The organism is Hymenobacter persicinus (assembly GCF_004167665.1).
In the GTDB taxonomy this organism is placed as follows: Bacteria; Bacteroidota; Bacteroidia; order Cytophagales; family Hymenobacteraceae; genus Hymenobacter; species Hymenobacter persicinus.
Genome location: NZ_SEWE01000019.1, coordinates 34,665 through 53,943, shown reverse-complemented (window position 1 = coordinate 53,943; position 19,279 = coordinate 34,665). Strand labels below are relative to the sequence as shown.

General features: G+C 63.2%; 18 protein-coding genes and 1 tRNA gene. 8 read left to right on the top strand and 11 right to left on the bottom strand.

Annotated features, from left to right (window positions below):
- Positions 1-9 precede the first annotated feature (9 nt).
- Genes EWM57_RS10825 through EWM57_RS10805 form a run of 5 tightly spaced genes read right to left on the bottom strand, consistent with a single transcriptional unit; the run spans position 10 to position 3,658 of the window.
- A complete protein-coding gene (locus EWM57_RS10825) occupies positions 10-1,572 on the bottom strand; it encodes a polyamine aminopropyltransferase (RefSeq protein WP_129921159.1) in 1,563 nt (520 codons plus the stop codon).
- Positions 1,565-1,780, bottom strand: a complete 216-nt coding sequence (locus EWM57_RS10820) for a DUF350 domain-containing protein (RefSeq protein ID WP_129921158.1) — start codon at positions 1,778-1,780, stop codon at positions 1,565-1,567. Before EWM57_RS10820 ends, EWM57_RS10825 begins: the two co-directional genes overlap by 8 nt.
- Before the next feature lie 12 nt (positions 1,781-1,792).
- Positions 1,793-1,981, bottom strand: coding sequence for a hypothetical protein (locus EWM57_RS10815; RefSeq protein WP_129921157.1), 189 nt, complete (start codon positions 1,979-1,981; stop codon positions 1,793-1,795).
- A gap of 4 nt (positions 1,982-1,985) precedes the next feature.
- On the bottom strand, positions 1,986-3,308 hold the full coding sequence (locus tag EWM57_RS10810; protein ID WP_129921156.1) for a DUF4178 domain-containing protein: 1,323 nt from the start codon (positions 3,306-3,308) through the stop codon (positions 1,986-1,988).
- Positions 3,305-3,658 (bottom strand): S-adenosylmethionine decarboxylase family protein, encoded by a 354-nt coding sequence (locus tag EWM57_RS10805; RefSeq protein ID WP_129921155.1) that lies wholly within the window; start codon positions 3,656-3,658, stop codon positions 3,305-3,307. Before EWM57_RS10805 ends, EWM57_RS10810 begins: the two co-directional genes overlap by 4 nt.
- Positions 3,659-3,841: 183 nt before the next feature.
- On the opposite strand from EWM57_RS10805, the gene EWM57_RS10800 reads away from it, so the two are divergent.
- Positions 3,842-6,565 (top strand): cyclic nucleotide-binding domain-containing protein, encoded by a 2,724-nt coding sequence (locus tag EWM57_RS10800; RefSeq protein ID WP_129921154.1) that lies wholly within the window; start codon positions 3,842-3,844, stop codon positions 6,563-6,565.
- Here EWM57_RS10800 and EWM57_RS10795 read toward each other — a convergent pair.
- Complete coding sequence (locus EWM57_RS10795) at positions 6,562-7,659, bottom strand: prenyltransferase/squalene oxidase repeat-containing protein (protein ID WP_129921153.1); 1,098 nt, start codon at positions 7,657-7,659, stop codon at positions 6,562-6,564. The genes EWM57_RS10800 and EWM57_RS10795 overlap by 4 nt on opposite strands.
- Before the next feature lie 291 nt (positions 7,660-7,950).
- Here EWM57_RS10795 and EWM57_RS10790 point away from each other — a divergent pair, with 291 nt between their 5' ends.
- Positions 7,951-8,994, top strand: a complete 1,044-nt coding sequence (locus tag EWM57_RS10790; protein ID WP_129921152.1) for a UbiA family prenyltransferase — start codon at positions 7,951-7,953, stop codon at positions 8,992-8,994.
- Positions 8,995-9,053: 59 nt separating this feature from the next.
- On the opposite strand, the gene EWM57_RS10785 is transcribed toward EWM57_RS10790, so the two are convergent.
- The 5 genes from EWM57_RS10785 to EWM57_RS10765 all read right to left on the bottom strand — a co-directional run bounded on the left by EWM57_RS10785 (position 9,054) and on the right by EWM57_RS10765 (position 12,246).
- On the bottom strand, positions 9,054-10,259 hold the full coding sequence (locus EWM57_RS10785) for a glycosyltransferase (protein ID WP_129921151.1): 1,206 nt from the start codon (positions 10,257-10,259) through the stop codon (positions 9,054-9,056).
- A gap of 105 nt (positions 10,260-10,364) precedes the next feature.
- Positions 10,365-10,446, bottom strand: a tRNA-Leu gene (locus EWM57_RS10780).
- A gap of 18 nt (positions 10,447-10,464) precedes the next feature.
- Positions 10,465-11,001 carry a Fe-S protein assembly co-chaperone HscB gene (gene hscB, locus EWM57_RS10775; RefSeq protein ID WP_129921150.1) on the bottom strand — a complete coding sequence of 179 codons (537 nt, stop codon included), beginning with the start codon at positions 10,999-11,001 and terminating at the stop codon, positions 10,465-10,467.
- 35 nt (positions 11,002-11,036) lie between these two features.
- Positions 11,037-11,342, bottom strand: coding sequence for a putative quinol monooxygenase (locus tag EWM57_RS10770; RefSeq protein ID WP_129921149.1), 306 nt, complete (start codon positions 11,340-11,342; stop codon positions 11,037-11,039).
- A gap of 142 nt (positions 11,343-11,484) precedes the next feature.
- Positions 11,485-12,246, bottom strand: coding sequence for an SAM hydrolase/SAM-dependent halogenase family protein (locus tag EWM57_RS10765; protein ID WP_129921148.1), 762 nt, complete (start codon positions 12,244-12,246; stop codon positions 11,485-11,487).
- A 138-nt stretch (positions 12,247-12,384) separates the two neighbouring features.
- On the opposite strand from EWM57_RS10765, the gene EWM57_RS10760 reads away from it, so the two are divergent.
- The 6 genes from EWM57_RS10760 to EWM57_RS10735 all read left to right on the top strand — a co-directional run bounded on the left by EWM57_RS10760 (position 12,385) and on the right by EWM57_RS10735 (position 19,002).
- Positions 12,385-13,491 (top strand): PhoH family protein, encoded by a 1,107-nt coding sequence (locus EWM57_RS10760; RefSeq protein ID WP_129921147.1) that lies wholly within the window; start codon positions 12,385-12,387, stop codon positions 13,489-13,491.
- A gap of 167 nt (positions 13,492-13,658) precedes the next feature.
- Positions 13,659-14,099: a GNAT family N-acetyltransferase gene (locus tag EWM57_RS10755; protein WP_129921146.1), complete on the top strand. Its 441-nt coding sequence runs from the start codon at positions 13,659-13,661 to the stop codon at positions 14,097-14,099.
- 143 nt (positions 14,100-14,242) lie between these two features.
- Positions 14,243-16,483: a ComEC/Rec2 family competence protein gene (locus EWM57_RS10750; RefSeq protein ID WP_165370484.1), complete on the top strand. Its 2,241-nt coding sequence runs from the start codon at positions 14,243-14,245 to the stop codon at positions 16,481-16,483.
- A gap of 178 nt (positions 16,484-16,661) precedes the next feature.
- Complete coding sequence (locus EWM57_RS10745; RefSeq protein ID WP_129921144.1) at positions 16,662-17,471, top strand: enoyl-CoA hydratase/isomerase family protein; 810 nt, start codon at positions 16,662-16,664, stop codon at positions 17,469-17,471.
- Between the two features lie 119 nt (positions 17,472-17,590).
- Positions 17,591-18,088: a sterol desaturase family protein gene (locus tag EWM57_RS10740; protein ID WP_129921143.1), complete on the top strand. Its 498-nt coding sequence runs from the start codon at positions 17,591-17,593 to the stop codon at positions 18,086-18,088.
- Positions 18,089-18,099: 11 nt separating this feature from the next.
- Positions 18,100-19,002 carry a MerR family transcriptional regulator gene (locus EWM57_RS10735; RefSeq protein ID WP_165370483.1) on the top strand — a complete coding sequence of 301 codons (903 nt, stop codon included), beginning with the start codon at positions 18,100-18,102 and terminating at the stop codon, positions 19,000-19,002.
- Positions 19,003-19,279 lie beyond the last annotated feature (277 nt).

Below are 19,279 nucleotides of genomic sequence, written 5' to 3'. Positions count from 1 at the left end.
AACCGGAGGCTAGTGGGTGTAGGGGCCCCAGTCGTCCTCGAAGTAGCGCACCAGCACCTGGTTGTTGAGCTGGTTGATGTCGGTGGGCACCTCGGCCATGTCGGGCGGGAAGTGCAGCATTTCGCGCATGGTGGCCGGGGTCACGTAACGCAGGCCCTGGGGCAGGGGGCCCGCGTCGCCGCGCCAGTGGCCGTTGCGGCCGGCCAGCACGTAGCCCCACTCCCCAAACGAAGGCACGTAGGTGTGGTAGGGAATGGTATGAAATCCGGCCGCCGCCAGCGTGTGGCTGATGCACCAAAACGACTGCCGGGCCACGTAGGGCGAGGTACTCTGCACCACCATCAGCCCGCCGGGCGCCAGCAGCTTGTCGAGCTCCCGGTAGAAGCTGGTGCTGTAGAGCTTGCCGATGGAGTAGTTGGCCGGATCGGGGAAGTCGATGACCAGCAGATCGTAGCGGGTCGTGTCGTGGCGCACCCACTGGTAGGCGTCACCGTTGATAACCTGCACCTTGGGGTTCAGCAACGCGCCCTGGTTGAGCTTAAGCAGCATTTCGTTGTGCTGAAACAGGTGGGTCATGCCCGCGTCGAGGTCCACGAGCCGGATCTGGCGCAGCTGCGGATACTTCAGCAGCTCGCGCACGGCCAGCCCGTCGCCGCCGCCCAGCACCAGCACCCGCCGGGCCCGGGGCAGGGCCTGCATGGCCGGGTGCACCAGGGCCTCGTGGTAGCGGTACTCATCGGCGGAGCTAAACTGCAGGTTGCCGTTGAGAAACAGGCGCAGCTCCCGGTCGTTCTTGGTGAGCACAATGCGCTGGTAGAGCGTGCTTTTGGCGTAAATCACCTGGTCCTGAAACGCCAGAGTTTCGGTGTAGGTCATGATGCGGTTGGCGTAGGCAAAGCCCACGCTCAGGGCCAGCAGCGCCACCACAATACCGGAGCTGAAGCGGCGGCGGTAGGTTCGGGTTTCGCGGAAGCGGTACAAGGCCACGGCCGCCACCACCACGTTGAGGGCCCCAAAAAACAGCGAGGTCCGAATCAGCCCAAGTTGGGGCACGAGCACCAGCGGGAAAATCAGGGAGGCCAGCAGGGCGCCGATGTAGTCGAAGGTGAACACGCGCGAGACGAGGTCCTTGAACTCGTAGCGGTTTTCCAGAATCCGCATCAGCAGCGGGATTTCCAGGCCCACCAGCACGCCCGTGAGGCCCACCAGGGTGTAGAGCATCAGCCGGAAGGACGTCACGTACTCAAACAGCACGAACAGCAGGGGCGCCGAGAAGCCGCCCACGATGCCCACCAGGATTTCGAGGCGGATAAACCACTTCAGCAGCGGCCCGCCCAGGTAGCGCGAGAGCCAGGAGCCGATGCCCATCGAAAACAGGTAGGCCCCGATGATGGTGGAAAACTGCGTGACCGAGTCGCCGAGCAGGTAGGAGGCCAGCGTGCCGGCAATGAGCTCGTAAATCAGGCCGCAGGTGGCAATGACGAACACCGAGCCCAGCAGCAGGGCCGGCAGGTGGTCGGCAGCGGGAGCGGCGGGTCGGCGGACGGGGGCTTCCTCCAGGGCGTTACCCATGAATGGCGGCGCTGATGATGATGGCGACGGCCAGCATAAAGGCGGCGGCCACGATGGCCAGGGCCGTGTTGTTCTTCTCCAGAATCTCCTTCCAGAGCACTTGCGGGGTTATTTTCTCGATAATGAAGAAGCTCACCACCAGAATCAGGATGCCCAGCAGCGAGTACACGATGGAGGCGACCAGGGCTTTAAGGTTGAGGTATTCCATGGGGGCGAAGGGTTACTTGTGGAAGTAAAGGCCGCGGCCGTGGCGGCCGGAGCCGTGGGAGCCAGTGCCGTTCAGGTTTTCGGTGCTCTCGTTGTCGTCGCCGAGCAGGCGGTGGCCGGTGAGCCCGGCCCACACGAAGGTGCCGTAGGCCAGCAGGGCCACTAGGAGGTAGTAGCGGATGTGAAACAGGTTTTTCAGCATGGCGCTAGTCGTTTTGCTTGGGGTCGTAGTCGCTCTGGCTCCAGCGGCTCTCCTCGTGGGCGTGGCGGCGCCAGGCCAGAATGCCGGGCCAGATGAGCAGGGCCGCTAGCACCAGCAGCACGTTGGAAGTCAGGGTAGCGTTTTGCGTGACGCGGAGCGTGAAGCTGACGGGGCGGTTGTTTTCCGAGGTCGGGTACACGTTCAGGTGGTAGCGGCCCGAGGGTACGGGCCCCAGCACGGCGTCGCCTTCCACGCTGCCCTCGCTCCAGTTTTCGCCGCCCTCGTAGCCGTGGTAGTACTCGATGCTCTTGGTAAACTCGTAACTCTGCCCGGTCTGCTCGTTCACCATACTCACGGGCAGCTCAATCCAGCTGTTGTCGACCTCGGCGCGCAGCTCCACTTCCACGGCCGTGGGCCCCTCAATCGGAAACGACTCCGACACCAAAACCAGCGCGTTGTTTTGCACGACCATGTTCGGGTTCGGGGTGCTGCCAATGCCGCTGGAGAAATTTTGGCTGAGCACTTGCCGCTCGGGCCGGAGCACCAGCAGGGCCGCCTGGGTGAGCACCACGAGCAGCAGCAGCCAGAGCGTGAGGGGGCGCAGCACTGCCCAGGCCGCCCCGCCCGGGGCGGGCTGAATGGCGCCGGTGCCGTTGCGGTAGGGTAGCTTATTTTGCTCCACGCCAAAGGCGGCGGCCACTGCGGCCGGCTCGATATGCTCGGCCCGGTACCAGGCCGTGGGCTGGCCCTTGGTTTTCTCCTGCACCAGCATCAGGGGCGGGGCAATAAACTCGCTGACGCTCAGCTTGTCGTCGTCGAGAATGTTGTAGTCGAACTCCCCGACGGCGTAGAGTGTGCGGGGCGAATACTTGTTGTAGAGGTTGTAGGTGGCGCCCTCGGCCTCCACGAAGGCGTAGCTGCCGGCCGAGCCCGGGTTGACGTGGTAGCTGAGCTTGTCGGGCCGGATAAATATCCAGTGCCCTTCGTAGACGGCCAGCTGGGCGTAGCCGGCGGTAGGATTGAAAAGCACGTACTCCAGCCAGCGGGCCGCCGAGCTGGCTTCCTTGCGCAGCAGGTGACCCACGACGCGGTAGAGCAGGCCGTCGGGCAGGGTGCCCACGAGGCCCAGGGGCAACGCCGGGGCCACCCGCGGTACGTCCCGGAAGCGGCGCAGCTCCTGGGCCGGGCCTTCCCCTTCGTACTTGAAAAAGGTGTAGCACTCCGGGCAGCCGTAGTGGGTGCTGCCCTGCACGTCGTAGTAGGTGATGCTGGCCCGGCAGTGGGGGCAGGGGAGCTGGGCGGAAAGCGTGGTGGCGGGCTCCCTCATCGGCGCACTTCGGTTTTGGACTGCTCGGTGGCCTCGAAAAAGCGCAGCGTGGCCGCGTACAGCTGCTGCACGGTGGCGGAGTTGTCGCGCTGATAATTGGACAGGAACACGTCGAAGGTGGCCAGCTCGTGTTCGGGCCAGGTGTGAATGCTCAGGTGGGACTCGGTCAGGGCTACCACGGCCGTGAAGCTGCCATTGGGAAACGTGTGGTAAGCCTCGCCCACCTTGGTCAGGCCCAGGGCCGTAATCTGGGCGTCGAAAAACGTCCGGCAGGCGGCCGCGCCGGTCAGGTGCCGGGCCGGGGCCTGAAAAGTGGCTAGAATATGGAGTCCGGGTAGATAAGCCGACATCAGGATAGCATACGGCGCACGGATTGGGCGCGCTCCTGCAATAGTACGCCGCCCGCCGCAGAAGCCCAAGCCTGGGCTGCCCGCCGCGCCCGAGCCGCCGCAAAATCCTGGGCTTGGGCGTGTGCGGCGCTTATTTTAGGGAGAAGGCAGTACCTTGCTTCTCGTTATTTCGGAGGCTACTCGATGATTCCTACTACGTGGTACCGGTCCCTGGGCATTCGTGCCGAGGAGGGCCGGACGGTCTGGCTGTTTTTCCTGCACAACTTCCTGCTGGGCATCGGGACGATTCTGGTCTACGTGTCGGCCAACGTGATTCTGCTCGAAAACAACCCCGAGCGCAACCTGCCCCTGGCCTACGGCGTGGCCGCCCTGGCTTTGCTGGTGGTGGGCAAGGTCTACACCCACTTCGAACACCACCTGCTACTGCAGAAGCTGGCCGTGCGGGTGCTGCTGACGGTAGTGGCCCTGACCGGGGTGCTGGGCGTGCTGGTGCTGGTGGGCCATTCGGTGGCGGCGGCCGTGGCCATCATGACCGGCTACCGCATCATCTATTTGCTGGCCAACCTCGAGTTCTGGGGCATTTCGGCCGTGGTCTTCGACGTGCGCCAGGGTAAGCGCCTGTTCAGCGTTATCAGCTCCGGCGACATGCCCGCCAAGGCCCTGGGCGCGGTGCTGGCCATCCTCATCCACGCCCATACCGACCTGCTCTACCTGCTGCTGACCGCCTTCGGAGCCTACCTCGGCGCGCTCTACACCCTGCGCGCCACCCTCGACTCGCACGTGGTGGAAGCCCGCGCCACCCCGCGCCGGGAGCGGGAGCAGGCCGTGGCCCCGGGCCTGCAGCAGTGGTTTGGCAGCAGCCGCATGGTGCTGGCCGTGTGTTTGAGCATGACGGCCATTGCCGCCGTGACGACCGGGGTGGAGTACTCGTTTTTTGTCAACGTCAAGCACAAGTTTCACGACCAGGCCACGGTGATGCGCTACGTGGGCAGCGTACTGGCCGTCACGTACCTGGCGGCCATGGTCTTCAAGCTGCTGCTCTCGGGCCAGGCCTTGGAACGGCTGGGCGTGCGCTGGATGCTGCTGGCCCTGCCGGTGGTGGTACTCACGGGCCTGGGCGTGTTCGGGAGCCTGGAGCTGGCCGGCGCCGGCGAAGGCACCCTGCTGCTGTATTTCTGCGGGCTCTACCTGCTGCTGGAAGTTTTGCGCCGGGCCGTGTTTGACCCCGTGTTTCTGGTGCTGTTTCAGCCGCTTTCCGCGCCCGAGCGGCTGCAGGCGCACACGCTGGCCAAGGGATTTTACGAACCCCTGGGCATGGGCCTGACCGGTTTGCTGCTGTTTGGGCTGCACGCGCTGCCAGAGGTGAGCCAAGCCGTGCTCTTCGGCTGGATGGCTCTGCTGATGGCGGGCGCCCTGCTGCTGCTGCACCGCACCTACGGCCACTACCTGACCGAGCTGCAGCACGCGCTGAGCCGGCGCTTTTCCTTCGGGGAAGAGGCCGGCGCCGCTCCCGAGCCGGCAGCGGCCGACGGCGAGGAGTTGATCCCCGAAGCTCTCGAGGCCAATCCCGAAACCGTCCGGGCCCTGCTCGCCGCCCTAGCCGACAAAGCCACCCGGGCCCGGGCCACTACCCACCTGACCCGACTGGGCGCGGCGGCCGGGCCCGTTTTGCGCGAGACGCTCACCACCTCCACCGACGAAGCCCTGATCCGGCGCGTGGCCCAGCTGCTGGGGCACCTGCCGTCGGCGGAAAACCGGCCGGCGCTGGTGGCCTTGGCCCGGCAAGGTAACCTGTTTCGGCGGGAAGCGGCCCTGCGCGCCCTGCGCAACTCCGCCCCGGTGCCCGCCGACGCCCCCCAGTTTCAGCGCCTGGTGCAGCAGGAAATGCGGCTGGCCCAGCACTTGCTCCACGGCCTGGCTGCCACCACTTACGAGCCCCTGCGCCGGGCACTCAACTACGAGCTGACCCGCCTGGAGCAACGCATCTTTGGCCTGTTGCTTCAGCTGTATCCGCCCCAGATTATTGCCGATGCCCAGCGCGGCGTGGCCCACGCTGCCCGGGAGCGGCAGGCCAACGCCCTCGAAATCCTCGACAACATTATTCCCCGCTCGGTTTACCAGGGCTTGCAGGCCCTGCTGGATCTGATGCCCGTGGCCGAGAAAGTAGCCACCTTCGACAGCTTGTTTGGCACTGCCATCCGGCTGGCGCCCATCGTGCCAAGCATCGTGGGACGGGGCGAGGAGGCTTTTTCCGACTGGACGGTCAGCGTGGCGCTGGGGCAGTGGCAGCCCACTGCCGCCGACCTGACCGATTTGCTGCCCCACCTGCGCAGCCGCAGCCTACTGGTCCGCGAAAGTGCCCGGCTGGTGCTGCAGCGGCTGGCCGACCAGCAGCCCGCGGCCTACCACGAGTTTTTAGCTGCTCACCCCACCCTTTCCGACTTGCTGATGAGCCATTCCGCCGAAACTTCCCACATTTCCGCCGCCGAGCGGGTCAGCGTGCTCAAAAACACCCCGCTGTTCGCCGAAACCCCCGAAAACGTGCTCAGCAGCATTGTGCCCATCATGAAGGAGGTTTCCTTCCACGCCGGGCAGCAGATCTTTGCCAAGGGCGACCTGGGCACGTCCCTGTTTATTCCCTACGAGGGCGAAGTCGGCATTTTCAACGGCGCCCTGCAGCTGGCCACCTTCCGCAAGGGCGACTTCTTCGGCGAACTGGCGCTGCTCGATGCCGAACCCCGGTCGGCCTCGGCCGTGGCCCAGGGGCCGGTGCTGGCTTTCCGCCTCGACCAGGAAGATTTCTACGACGTGATGGAGGAGCGGGGAGAGGTGCTGCGCAACATTCTGCGGGTGCTCTGCCAGCGCCTGCGCCGCCAAAACGAGCAGGTAAGCCAGCCGATTGGCTAAGCCGGTACCCCGGCCGCGTCGGCGCCCAGCAGCTGGCGGTAGCGTACCAACGCTTCCAGGCAGAAGCCGGTAGTTAGCTCTTCCGAGCCCCAGCCCACCACCTTTTTCGGCCCGCCGTAGTACACCAGCCAGCGCGGCCACTCCCCGTTCGTACCCTGGGCCTGCAGAATATACTCAACCGCCGGCGCCAGCTCGGCCGGCTGGCTGCCCAGGTTCAGCAGGCTGCACACGGCCCAGGCAGTATCGACCAGGGTTTCGCCCAGGCGGCCGTCGGGCTTGGCCTGGGCCAGAATCCGGTCGACGATGGGCTGGCGCAGGGGTTCCAGCTTCGTGATGCCGGAGTGGTAGCAGCGGGTGAAGACGTAGTAGACGAAAAACGGGTCCCGGTACCACAGGTCGCAGTCGTGCTCCTGGTTGGTAGCAATGATGCGCAGCAGGAACGCAATGATTGGCTGGGTTTCCGGCCGGTCGCCGAGGTAGAACAGCGCGTTGGCGTTGACCACGCCGTCTACGTCGTTGCGGTTGGCTTCCACGTGGTACCAGAACAGCAGGCTTTTCACCGGCCGCAGCAGCTCCCGCACCGTTATCTGCCAGAAAGTGCGGCTGGGAATCCAGCGCAGGCGCATCAGAAACCAGGAGTAAAATAGTCCTTCGTCGTTGCGGTTGACCAAGAACAGGGGAACGTTGGTGGGCACCGGACAATCGATATTCCGGGCCCGGAGCAGGGCCGAGGCGCAGGCCGTGTCGTCGATGTCGAGCGGGCAGAGGTTGCGCATGCGGTGGTTGGTGGAAAAGTGATTCCACAACCCACCGTAATTCATTTCGGCCTGCAAAAACCGGGTGGCTCCGTTTAGTATCTCATTCGCCAGCGGGTGCTCGGCCACCGGCAGCAGGCAGTGCCCGACAACGGTTGTCGGGAAAATGGTATTGTCGGTCGAAATCCAGCCTTGCATGGGCGCATCCCCGGCCGTGTAAGCCACAAACTGTCCGTCCCGGAGCTGGTGCTGGTGCAAATACGACAAGGCCCGCTCAATGGGCTGGTCGAGGTGGGAGGAGGCAATGGCAGTAGCGGGCAGCGGACTTGGGGAAGGCATTGAGGCAGTAATGGAATGAACAGCAAAGGAATCCGCTAAAGCAGCAGGCTACAACGAAGGTAATAGTCGTTGCAGCACCCGGCTGCGGCAGAGGAAAAATCAGGAGAGGAAGAGCTGGGCCGATGTGCTGCAGCTGAGAGATATTTTTTGCAATAGGATTAAACTGCTAATAACCTGGTTTTATTTCGGCCTGGTTCTGGTTTGTGTAAATTATTTCTTTTCTTTGTGCAATGTTAGCGCAAGAGTTCAAGAATAGCAAGAAGGTCTTCGGGACCGAGTAAATCCCTGTTAATGGTACAAGTGCAACCGCTGGTTCCGCAGACGCTGAGCCGCAAGCTGGCCGAAACTGCCCGCGTGCAAGCCTGGTGGAGCTACAAGTTCTCTCCCGTATTGGCCACGTTTTACGCTACGGTCTGCTACCTGGGAGCTCCGGTCTGGCCGCTGGTGCCCAAGCTGCTGCTGCTGCTGGCCGCCTTGGTGGTAGGAGCTACTTACGTGAGCGTTATCAATGACTGGACCGATCAGGAAGACGACCGGCTGGCGGGCAAGCACAACCGCGTAGCGGGCAAGTCCAAGGCTCTGCCGGCCACGATTCTGGTCTTTTGCCTGGTGGCCGGCCTGGGCATGGGGTATTACTTCTGGCAGTGGAGCCCGACGAGCACCTGGCTGTATCTGGGCGCGTGGGTGGCTTTTTCCCTGTATTCACTGCCCCCTTTTCGGTTTAAAAAACGTGGCTTGGTTGGGGTGCTGGCCGATGCCTCGGGCTCCCATTTCTTTCCCCAGATGCTAACGGTTTCGCTGGCTTCGGCCTGGGTTGGCCACGCCCTGCCGGGCCTTTGGTACGGGGCCGTAGGCGCCTGGGCCCTGGCCTGCGGCCTGCGCAATATTCTGATGCACCAGTTAGATGACGCACAGGCCGACGAAGAAGCCGGCGTGAACACCTGGGTACGAATCTGCGGCCCCCGCTTGGCTCAACGGCTGGGGCAAATGGTAATTTTCCCGGTGGAAGTGCTGGGCTTTGCCGGGCTGCTGGTGCTTAGCCGGCAAGTCTGGCCGGTGGCGCTGCTGGGCGTGTACCTGGCGCTGGAAGGCTTTAAGTGGCGGCTGTGGGGAAACCGAGCCATGATCCTGGAGCCGCAGGCCCGCATGCTGCTCAACAATTACTATGAGGTATTCTACCCCCTGGCCTTTCTGCTAGTGCTAAGCTTCCGCCACCCGGTCGACAGCCTGGTGCTGGGGCTGCACGTGCTCTTATTTGCGGGCTGTTTCTGGGAAACTACAAGGCAGCTGGTGTGGGCAGCTTCGCTGACGGTGCGCAAATCTTTGGGATTGTAAGCGCAAAGCGTCGCCGACTCTGCCCCAGCGGGTGCTGCCAAAAGCCGGGCTGCGCCGGTTTACGCCACCCCCGGGCCGGCGGCGGCCCGTTCCTCGTGCACGATTTGCAGCAGTTTGTGCGCGAGCAGCTCGAGTGTATCAGCGGGCACGACGGCGCGGGCCTGCCGTGCGGCTTCGGCCCCCATCTGCGCCCAGCTAGCCCGTTTGGCCCAGCTTCTTTCCAGGGCTTCGTCGAGGGCCAGAAAGGTGATTCCGGACGCCACAAAGCCAGTTTCGTTATCCACCAATAGTTCGATGATGCCACCCGCGTCGGACGCAATGGTGGGCCGCCCCGACAGCATGGCCTCCACCAGCGCCAGGGGCAGGCCTTCGTAGCGGGAGGGCAGTATCAGGGCGTGGTGCGTGCTCCAGACCTGGGCTACGTCCGCCACGTGGCCGCCCAGGCAGACCGTGTTTTCCAGGCCCAGGAAGCTAATCATGCCGCGGATAATTTCTTCGTCGGGGCCGGCTCCGTACAACGTCAGGTGGAGCTTGCGCTGCCGCCACTTGTCCTGGGCCAACACCTGCAGCAAAATATCCTGCCCCTTGTCCGACAAAAACAGGCGCGCCACGCAGGCCAGCCGCAAAGCGCCATCCGTCGCGGCTGGCCAGGGCAGTTCACCCTGAAAGGCTACGTTGTAGGGGTTCCAGACGACTTCAGCCGCGGGCAGTGCTACGCCGAGCTGCAGCTGGGTGAGCTCCAGATTGTGCCTGGACACGAAAAATGCCCGGCGCGCCGCCTGAAACACCTGCTGGGCCACGGTCCGCTCGTGCGCGTGCGGGGCGGTAGAATGCGGCGCTTTCTGCGACAGCAAGGCATACGCTAATCCTTCCTGGCGGCAGAGGTTGGCAAAAGCACACCCATCGTAGTTGGAACCCTGTGACACAAGCACCACGTCCGGCCGGAAAGCCCGCAGGTGTTGCCGCAGCAGGTCAAACCCCATCTTCTGGCTCGTGAACTGGCGGCTAACCGGCAGCAGCCGATTGGCAATGCGGTAGCGCACCGGTACGGCCGGTGCCAGCTCCGTGACCGGGCAGCCGGCGGCGCGCAAAGCCTGCAGGCGAGGATGAGAGGTTACGTTGGTTTTGAACCCCTGCACGTGGTGCCCGGCCTGCGCTAACGCCAGCGCTGTGCCGGCCCACAGCTCCTCGCTGCCGCCCCAGTCACCGTCGCAGGAGCTAATAAACGCTATGCGGAGGGGTGACGCGGTGGAGGAAGACTTCACGGAAGCAGTGGGTATAACTAGCGGATAAGCAGCGTGCGAGGCAGTAAAGATAGCACTGGACGGACAAAAAAAGCCCCTCGACAGCGCTGCCGAGGGGCTTTTTTGTACCCAGAGCCGGGGTCGAACCGGCACATCTTTCGATATCGGTGTTTGAGACCGACGCGTCTACCGATTCCGCCATCTGGGCAAAACTCGCTCCCACAACTCAGGAACGGGCTGCAAACTTAGCCAGACTTTCGTGAATGCGCAACAGATAGCGCCGTTTCAGGTAATAAGTTCTCACCTGCTGCAGGGCCTGGGGCCGCACGTCGGGGGGAAGCCCGGCGTAGCCGGCCAGCACCGGCGCAATGCCCGCATCCAGGGTTTCGGCCAGGCTGTTCACTTCCTGCTCCACCCGGGCTACCGTGGCGGGGTCGGGCTCAAACTCCAGCTCCATCAGCTGTTCGTTGAGGTCCATAACTTCCATCAGAAAGTCGGCGGGCAGCTCCTGTTTGCCTTCCTCCAGCAACCCGTGCTGACCCAGAATGTAGGCCATGCGCTGGTCGGGATGGGAAAGCGTGCGGTAGGCGTTGGTGTTGAGCGTGGCCAGCTGCAGAATTTCCTGCTGCCGCTCGGCCGGGGCCGTAGCGTGAAAGTCGGGGTGGTACTCGCGGCTGAGGGCGTAGTATTTCTGCTTCAACGCAGCCTCGTCGGGCTGGAAGGTTTCGGGCAGGTCGTAAAACTCGAAGTAGTTGGTCGTCATGGGCGGCAGCAGATGCGGGGGAGGAGGGAAGGAGGCTAGAGCAAGCCGGAAGCGGCATCTACCGGGTGTACGGAAAAAGCTTGGGCCGGGGCGGCAAACAGAGCCTTAGTGGCGGGCCACACCCGCCCAAACAGCTCGGAGCGCCGGTAGGCATTCAGCGCCTCCGCCGAGTCCCAGTGGCTGTAGGTGCAGTACACGTGCGGGGCGTCGGCGTCTTGCCAGAGCTGCACGTGCCGGCAGCCCGGCTGCTGGCGGATCAGTGCCTCGGAGTCGCGGAAAATCTGCAGGAATTCAGCCGTGCGTTCGGGCTGGAAAGTCATGCGCACAATTCGGATCAGCATGGGAGCAAGAAAATGGTATTGCAACCTGCCAGCCTGACAGGCATTGCTTAACATAATGTAAAAACAGTGAAGAAAGTGGCTTTGCGAGTCAGCAGCGCAGTTTTCAAGCTCTCGAATGCCTTGTTTCGTCGGTGCCTACCGGCTAGGCCGGGAAACGAACATCGACCTGGGAGTCGAAGTGCAGGCCGAGTAGCTCGGCCGCGTTGCCTTGGTTGACGCCGATACAGAGCCGGTCCTGGCTGTTGAAGATACAGACCGCGTCGCCGGGGTCCGAAACGGAGAAGTGGGCCACGATGTCGCGCACAGTTTCGCGGGCGAAGTGAATGGTGAAGGGGCGGCCCCGGGCAATGACCTCCACGGCCGTGCGGCTAATGTTGGTAATCAGGTTGCCGTAGTGGTCCACGTGAATCACGTGGCCCGTCACGCGGTTGTCCTGCAGGCGCAGCTGGCGATTCAGGAGCTGGTAGAGCTCGGTGGTCGGCAGACCAATATCTTCGAGCAGGCCGCCCTGGGCCAGGTGCACGGCGGCGGGAGCCAGCACGTCGCGGGTGGGAGAGGGCGTAGCCTCGGCCGTGATGGTCACCATTTCCTCGGGCTGCCCATCGGTGAGCAGGGCCAGCAGGCCGTTGTTGGCGGCCACAAAGTAGTGGCCGCCAAACTGCAGCGCGTGCCAGCTGCCCTTGGTGCCGTGGTCGTTGACGCCCACCAGATGCACCGTGCCGGCGGGAAAGTCCCGAAAGACGGCATCGAGAACGTGAACGGCGTGCGCGATGTTAAAGGGTTCGATGCCGTGGCTGATGTCGAGCACCTGCTGGGCGGGAGCCAGCTGCAGGATCCGGGCTTTCACGGCCGCCACGTAGTGGTCGCGGTAGCCAAAATCGGAGAGAAACGTAATCAGCCCCATGCCGGAAATCCTCAGTTCTTCGTACTATTGTTTACCCCGCCTGGGGGCGGCAAAAGTAGGCTATTTGGCCGGATGGAACCAATGTCGGCACCCACGGTTACTAGTTAAAACTTCATTTCGCTAAAACCCACCCACAGTTTGGTCGAGAAAATCATCACGCTCGAAAACGTTTCTCTTGTCGAGTTCCTGGGGCCCGACAATCAGAACATCCGCCAGCTGGCCGCGGCCTTTCCCGGCAGCAAAATCATTTCGCGAGGCAACGAGATTAAGATTCAGGGACAAACGCCCGTCATTGCCAGGATCAACGAAATCCTGTCGTCCCTGATTGAGCACTACCACCAATACGGGCAGATTACCGACCGCACCGTCGCCGAGCACATTGCCGCGGCCGACGACGAGCAGCAGGAACGCATCATTGCCAGCACGCCTCCTTCCGACGTTATCGTGTTCGGGGCCAAGGGCGGCGTGATTAAGGCCAAAACCCCCAACCAGCAGAAGCTGGTCGACGCCGTCATGAAGCACGACCTGGTATTCGCCCTGGGGCCGGCCGGTACGGGCAAAACCTACGTCTCGGTGGCCCTGGCTGTGCGCGCACTCAAAAATAAGGAGGTCAAGAAGATCATCATTTCGCGGCCCGTGGTGGAAGCGGGGGAAAGTCTGGGATTTTTGCCCGGCGACATGAAGGAGAAGGTTGACCCTTATCTGCGCCCGATTTACGACGCTCTGGAAGACATGATTCCGGCCGAAAAGCTGAAGTTCTACCAGGAAAACAAGATCATCGAAATTGCCCCGCTGGCCTACATGCGCGGCCGCACCCTCAACAACGCCTTCGTGCTGCTCGATGAGGCTCAGAACACCACGCCTTCCCAGCTGAAGATGTTTCTGACCCGCATGGGGCCCATGGCCAAGGTGATGGTGAACGGGGACCGGAGCCAGATTGACCTGCCCACCAAGCAGAAATCCGGTTTGATTCAGGCCCTGGACATCCTCAAGGACGTGCGCGGCATTGGCTTCGTGGAAATGACGGCCGAAGACGTGGTGCGCCACCGGCTGGTCAAGGAAATTGTGGTGGCCTACGACCGGTTCGACGAAAAGCAGCAGCGCGACCAGGCCAACCGGCCCGTGCGCGAGGCCCGTCCGTACCGCTCCAACCCCACCGACAAGCCCGACGCCGGCCACCACCCCGACGCCCGGCCCGAGGACGACGGCACGCGGGAGCTGCCCGTCAACCACGAGAATATCTAGGCGCAAAAAGCAGTTTTGCCGCGCTTAGGCATACAAAACAGGCCTGCTCTTCACTGGGGCAGGCCTGTTTGCTGCTCAGTGTAAAACGAAAGTGGTAGCTGGCTGCTTTATTTTGCGCCCGCCCGGCCCCGGCTGAAAGCTTTCTAACCCGACTAACCCAACTTGCTATGCTAACGGTCCACCCCATCACTGACCCGCGCGACCTGGCTCGCGCCCTGGCCATTCGGCACCGGGTGTTTGTGGAAGGTCAGGGCGTGCCCGCCGAGGCTGAAAACGACGCTCACGACGCCACTGATGCCCACCACTACCTCGCCCAAACCGCCGACGGCACGGCCTGCGGGGCGTCGCGCTGGCGCGCCACTGACCACGGCGTGAAGCTGGAGCGGTTTGCCGTGCTGGAAGAATTCCGCAATCAAGCCGTGGGTGCCGCCCTGCTTCGCCGCGTGCTCGACGACGTGCAAGCTGCGCACCCGGCGTCTACGGTGTACCTGAACGCCCAGCTGCGGGCCGTGCCTTTCTACGAACGGCACGGATTCGTTAAAGTCGGCGACCAGTTTACGGAGTGCGACATTGAGCACTTCCGCATGGAGCTGCAGCGGCCCGGGTAAGGATGCGGCTTCGCTGGAACTGTAAAAGCCTTTCTTCCACCCCGGGAGAAAGGCTTTTGGGCTTTCGGGCCGCCGGCTTGGGATATGGCGGATTTTTAGCAGCTTACCCGCCGGTTCTTATTGCTATCCTTATCCTGTCTGCTATGATTCATTGGGCGCCCGTTGCCTTCGTGCGGCTGTTTCTGGCCCTGGCCGCCGGTATTCTGACTTACTTCTACGCCGGCAGTAGCCTGCCCGACTTGGGCTGGGCGTTGGCCGGCAGCATGGCGTTGTTTGTCGGGGTGCAGCTCTGGGCCCGCCGCCAGCCCGCGCCGGGCCCGACCGATGCCGCCGGCCTGCTGGCCCTGGCGGTGCTGTTCCTGGCTGGCCTGACCCTCACCCAGCAGGCCACTGAATCCCGGCAATCAGGCCACCTGAGCCAATTGCCCGGGCCGGTGGAGTTTTACCGCGCCGTCGTCGACGACTACACCGTAGCGCGCCCGGCCACGTTTGCCACCACTGTGCGGGTATCGGCCGTGCGTATCGGGGGGCAGTGGCGGCCGGCGCTGGGCGGCATCCGCGTGTCGGTGCCCCGCGACGCGGGCGTGGCGGCCCCGCAGTACGGCGACGTCTGGCTGGTGCGCGGCGGACCAGCGCCGAGCAAGGCCCCGCTCAACCCCGGCGAGTTTGACTACCGCCGCTACCTGCAATACCACCAAGTGTATCACCAGCAGTTCATTCACGCCGACCAGTACCGCCGCATCGGCTTCCGGCCGCCGAACTACCTCAAAGCAGTGAGTATGCGCGCTGCCCGCACCCTGGACGGCGTTTTTCGGCACTACGTAAGGGCCCGCCGCGAATATGCCCTGGCTTCGGCGCTGGTGCTGGGTATCAAGGACGACGTGGACCAGGACACCAAGCAGGTCTACGCCAACACCGGCACCACCCACATCATGGCCGTGTCGGGCCTGCAGGTAGGGCTGCTATTCGGGGCCGTGACGTGGCTGCTGGGGCTGCTGCCGGGCCGGCGCGGCTGGCTGTTCCGGCTCGTGGCGGCCGGGCTGGGGCTGGCCGTTATCTGGGCCTACGCCTTCCTGACGGGGCTTTCGGCTTCGGTGCTGCGGGCGGCGGTGATGTTCACGTTTGTGATTCTGGCCCGGGCCACGGGCCGGCAGAGCACCATGTACAACACCCTGGCCGTGGCCGCTTTCGTGCTGCTCTGCTACGACCCTTACCTGCTGGCCGACGTGGGCTTTCAGCTCTCCTTTCTGGCCGTGCTGAGCATCGTGTACCTGCAACCCCGGATTGCGCGCTGGCTTGACTTCCGCGAAAGTGCCTACGCCCGTATTCGGCCCTGGCAGCCGGCAGCGGTGCAGCGGCTGTGGCGGGCCCTGGGCTGGGCCGGGGAGAAAATCTGGCAGGCCACAGCGCTTTCTTTGGCCGCGCAGGTGGCCACGTTTCCGCTCGGGCTGTTCTACTTCCACCAGTTTCCGCTCAGCTTTCTAGCCTCCAACCTCGTGGCCGTACCCATTTCCTCGGGTGCCGTGTACGTGGGCCTCACGCTGCTGGTGGCCAAAGGCTTGGTGGCGCTGCTGAGCCTGGCGGTGCCCGCCGCGGTAGGGCGGGTCCTGGATTATCTACCTCAGAGTATTGCCTTCGTCTTCGAAACCCTGATCCGCTGGTTCAACGACTACATTTTCTGGATTGGCCGGCAAATGCCCGGAGCCCTGATTTCGGGGATTCACGTTACAGCGCCCCAGGTCTGGCTGATTGGGGCTACCATCTTGGCACTGCTCACGTTTCTGGCCGTGCGCCGGCGCAAGCTGGTGTGGCTGGGCGTGGCCTGCGCGCTGATGGGCCTGTACGGCGGCAGCCGGGTGTGGGCGGCCCGCGCCCTGACTACCGACGAGCAGCTGGTGATATATAGCATTCCGCGCCGGTCGGTGGTGGGCTTCTGGCAGGGGGCCGCGGCCCACGTCGTTACCGTCGACTCTCTACCGCTGTCCGAGACGGAGCGGACCTACCGCCTCGTGCCGGGCATTATTCAGCGTGAGGCCCGCCGCGTGCTCTACCACGTGGGCTGGCAGCAGGCCCCCATCCCGACGGCCCAGCCCCTGCCGGGCGTGGTGCTGGCCGTGTGGCGGGGGCAGCGGCTGGCTTTCGTATCGGGCCGGCTCGACGGGGCCCGGCAGCCCCAGCCCGTTGAGCTGGTGATTCTGCGCCGCAACGCCCGGGCGTACGCGGCGGAGCTGGCGGCAGTGTTTGGCACGAAAGCCCGGGTTATTTTCGATTCTTCCTGCAAGTCCTGGTACGTGACCCGGCAGGATTCGGCGCTGCAAAAGGCTGGATTTCAGACCTATGATGTCACGGCTCGCGGAGCATTCATCGTGCGACCCCGGCCGTAGCTGAGTCTAGTGGGCGGGCTCGTCGAAACCGAAATGCCTGAGCCTACGGTATATAGTTTCTTTAGCGCACCATTTTTGTTAGGTTTGGCTACTGCCCGATCCTTTGCTTCCGCCCCGGTCCGAAGTCTTGCCACTCCACGCCGCCCGTAAGCTTCACCTGCCTTTTGCAACGACTGTCATGGACAATATGCCAACCCAGGAGCTGGAAGCGCTTCGCTACATTCGGTACGAAACCCGCGACGCCATCGGTTACATCACCCTCAACCGCCCCGACAAGCGCAATGCCCTGAGCTTCGACATGGTTTCGGAGCTCAAGCAGGCCTTCGAGTTTGCCGAGGACGACGACACCTGCAAAGTCGTGGTGCTGCGGGCGGAAGGGGCCGTATTCTGCGCCGGCGCCGATTTGACCTACATTCAGGAGCTGCAAAGCTTCGGCTACACCGATAACCTAGCCGACTCGACCCACCTGATGCAGCTGTTTCACCAGATTTACACGCTCAAGAAAGTTGTTATCGGCGAGGTCCAGGGCCACGCCCTGGCCGGGGGCTGCGGTCTGGCCACGGTCTGCGACTTCGCCTTTGCCGTGCCCGAGGCCAAATTCGGCTACACGGAGGTGAAAATCGGGTTTCTGCCCGCCATTGTCAGCGTGTTTCTGCTGCGCAAAATCGGGGAGGCCCGCACCAAGCAGCTGCTGCTCACCGGCGACGTTATTTCGGCCCAGGCCGCGGCGGAGTTCGGGCTGGTCAACTTCCTGGCTCCGAAGGAGGAGCTGGCCGAGAAGGTCTACGAATTTGCCCGCCGCCTGTGCGTGCAGAACTCCGGCCAGAGCATGGAGCTGACCAAGGAAATGCTGGCCCGCATCCCGGAAATGCCCCTGGAAGACAGCCTGCGCTACGCCGCCCAGATGAACGCCGAGGCCCGCGGCTCGGTGGACTGCCGCCGCGGCATTGCGGCGTTTCTCAACAAGGAAAAAATCACCTGGAATTAGTTCTGAACCATCTTTCCACGCGGTGGGAAGGCCGAAGGTTGGCGCAGCGCTCCGGCGGCACCCCGACCTTCGGCCTTCCTGTCTTTTTAACATTTGGTCCCCAACCCGGTTAGCCCCCTATGACAACGCTGGCAGCCGTGGCCGTGACAACGGCCACCTTCTTGGGAATGGAGTTCGTAGCGTGGTTCATGCACAAGTTTGTGCTGCACGGCGCACTCTGGTTTCTGCATCGTTCTCACCACGTGCGGCACCCGCACCACTTCGAGCGCAACGACTTCTTCTTCCTGTTCTACGGGGCTCTGTCGATGCTGTGCATTATCTACGGCTCTCCCACCAAAGACTGGCACTTCTGGGTGGGCGTGGGCATTGCGGCCTACGGCACGGTGTATTTCTTCGTGCACGACGTGCTCATTCACGGGCGGCTGCGCTTCTGGCGTAAGTCGGGCAACACGTACCTGCGGGCGCTGAACATGGCCCACAAGATGCACCACAAAACCACCGGGCGCGACGGCTCCGAGGAGTTTGGCATGCTGTGGGTGTCGCCGCGCTACTTCGCGCTGGCGCTGCGCAAACCGGCGCCCCCGGCCCGGCGGCGCGTATCTTCCTCGAACTCTTAGGCACCGGCCGCGTGGGACATTTTTCAATCAGTGACTTAGAGAATCTTTCCGGCATCAAGGCGCACACGATTCGGATGTGGGAGCAGCGCTACGGGATTCTGTCCCCGGAGCGGACGCAGACCAACATCCGCTTTTACTGCGAAAACGACCTGCGGCGCCTGCTGAACGTGGCCGCGCTCTGCGGGCAGGGCCACCGCATCTCGAAGGTGGCTCAGCTCAGTGACCAGGAGCTGGCCTCGGCCGTTATTTCCTGTTGCAACGACGCCCACGATTACGCCCGGCAGGTGAATTCGCTGCTGGCGGCCATGCTGGAGCTGGATGAACCCCGACTGCACCAGCTGCTGCAGGAAGCCGTCAGCCAGCTGGGCTTCGAGCAGACGGTGATGCACATTGTGTATCCGTTGTTGCAGCGCATTGGTATTCTGTGGCAAACCGGGAGCGTCAATCCGGCCCAAGAGCACTTGGTAGCCAATCTGCTGCGGCAGAAGATGCTGGCGGCCACCGACGCGCTGCCTCCGGTGTCACCGGCCGGCGCCCGGCGCTGGGTGCTGTTTCTGCCCGAGGGAGAAATGCACGAGCTGGCTTTGCTGTTTATGAATTACGTCCTGCGGGCCCGGGGGCATCATATACTGTATCTAGGCCAAAACCTGCCCGTGCAGGAGTTGCCGGCCGTGTGCGCCGCCTACCAGCCGTATGCCCTGTGCACGGTGCTGACGGCCGTGCCCGAGCGCGACCAGGTTCAGAGTTTTATCAATCAGGTAACCGAGCTGTGTCCCGATGCCAAGCTGGTGTTTTATGGCCCCCTTGTGCAGGCGCAGGCGTGCCTGGATCTACCGGCCCGGGCCGTACATCCCTACCTGATGACCGACTTTATTGCCTGGGTTGAGCAGGTGAATTCGGAGAGCGGCGAATAAAAAATTTTGGCCTGCTCCGACACGGCATAGAGTAGAAGAGAAAGTCGATTATATCTTTTTATCGGCTCCGAAGGACCAGCGTTCAACGGGCAAAAAGGAAGGTTCAACTCCCGGAACCGAAGGCAAGCCGAAATTATGGGAGATTCCCGGAGTTACCCCGGAGGGTGTCGTACCTTGGCGGCGCATTCATGTACCAACATACGAGGAGCCCGGCAGCCCGGAGTTATTTGCCCTGATTCTAGCCATTATCTGGATCAACTCGTATATTTGTTTAACC

Bases quoted from the DNA above. Each gene is read 5' to 3' on its own strand.
- EWM57_RS10825 (WP_129921159.1), bottom strand. From the start codon at position 1,572: ATGGGTAACGCCCTGGAGGAAGCCCCCGTCCGCCGACCCGCCGCTCCC.
- EWM57_RS10820 (WP_129921158.1), bottom strand. From the start codon at position 1,780: ATGGAATACCTCAACCTTAAAGCCCTGGTCGCCTCCATCGTGTACTCG.
- EWM57_RS10815 (WP_129921157.1), bottom strand. From the start codon at position 1,981: ATGCTGAAAAACCTGTTTCACATCCGCTACTACCTCCTAGTGGCCCTG.
- EWM57_RS10810 (WP_129921156.1), bottom strand. From the start codon at position 3,308: ATGAGGGAGCCCGCCACCACGCTTTCCGCCCAGCTCCCCTGCCCCCAC.
- EWM57_RS10805 (WP_129921155.1), bottom strand. From the start codon at position 3,658: ATGTCGGCTTATCTACCCGGACTCCATATTCTAGCCACTTTTCAGGCC.
- EWM57_RS10800 (WP_129921154.1), top strand. From the start codon at position 3,842: ATGATTCCTACTACGTGGTACCGGTCCCTGGGCATTCGTGCCGAGGAG.
- EWM57_RS10795 (WP_129921153.1), bottom strand. From the start codon at position 7,659: ATGCCTTCCCCAAGTCCGCTGCCCGCTACTGCCATTGCCTCCTCCCAC.
- EWM57_RS10790 (WP_129921152.1), top strand. From the start codon at position 7,951: ATGGTACAAGTGCAACCGCTGGTTCCGCAGACGCTGAGCCGCAAGCTG.
- hscB (WP_129921150.1), bottom strand. From the start codon at position 11,001: ATGACGACCAACTACTTCGAGTTTTACGACCTGCCCGAAACCTTCCAG.
- EWM57_RS10770 (WP_129921149.1), bottom strand. From the start codon at position 11,342: ATGCTGATCCGAATTGTGCGCATGACTTTCCAGCCCGAACGCACGGCT.
- EWM57_RS10765 (WP_129921148.1), bottom strand. From the start codon at position 12,246: ATGGGGCTGATTACGTTTCTCTCCGATTTTGGCTACCGCGACCACTAC.
- EWM57_RS10755 (WP_129921146.1), top strand. From the start codon at position 13,659: ATGCTAACGGTCCACCCCATCACTGACCCGCGCGACCTGGCTCGCGCC.
- EWM57_RS10750 (WP_165370484.1), top strand. From the start codon at position 14,243: ATGATTCATTGGGCGCCCGTTGCCTTCGTGCGGCTGTTTCTGGCCCTG.
- EWM57_RS10745 (WP_129921144.1), top strand. From the start codon at position 16,662: ATGGACAATATGCCAACCCAGGAGCTGGAAGCGCTTCGCTACATTCGG.
- EWM57_RS10740 (WP_129921143.1), top strand. From the start codon at position 17,591: ATGACAACGCTGGCAGCCGTGGCCGTGACAACGGCCACCTTCTTGGGA.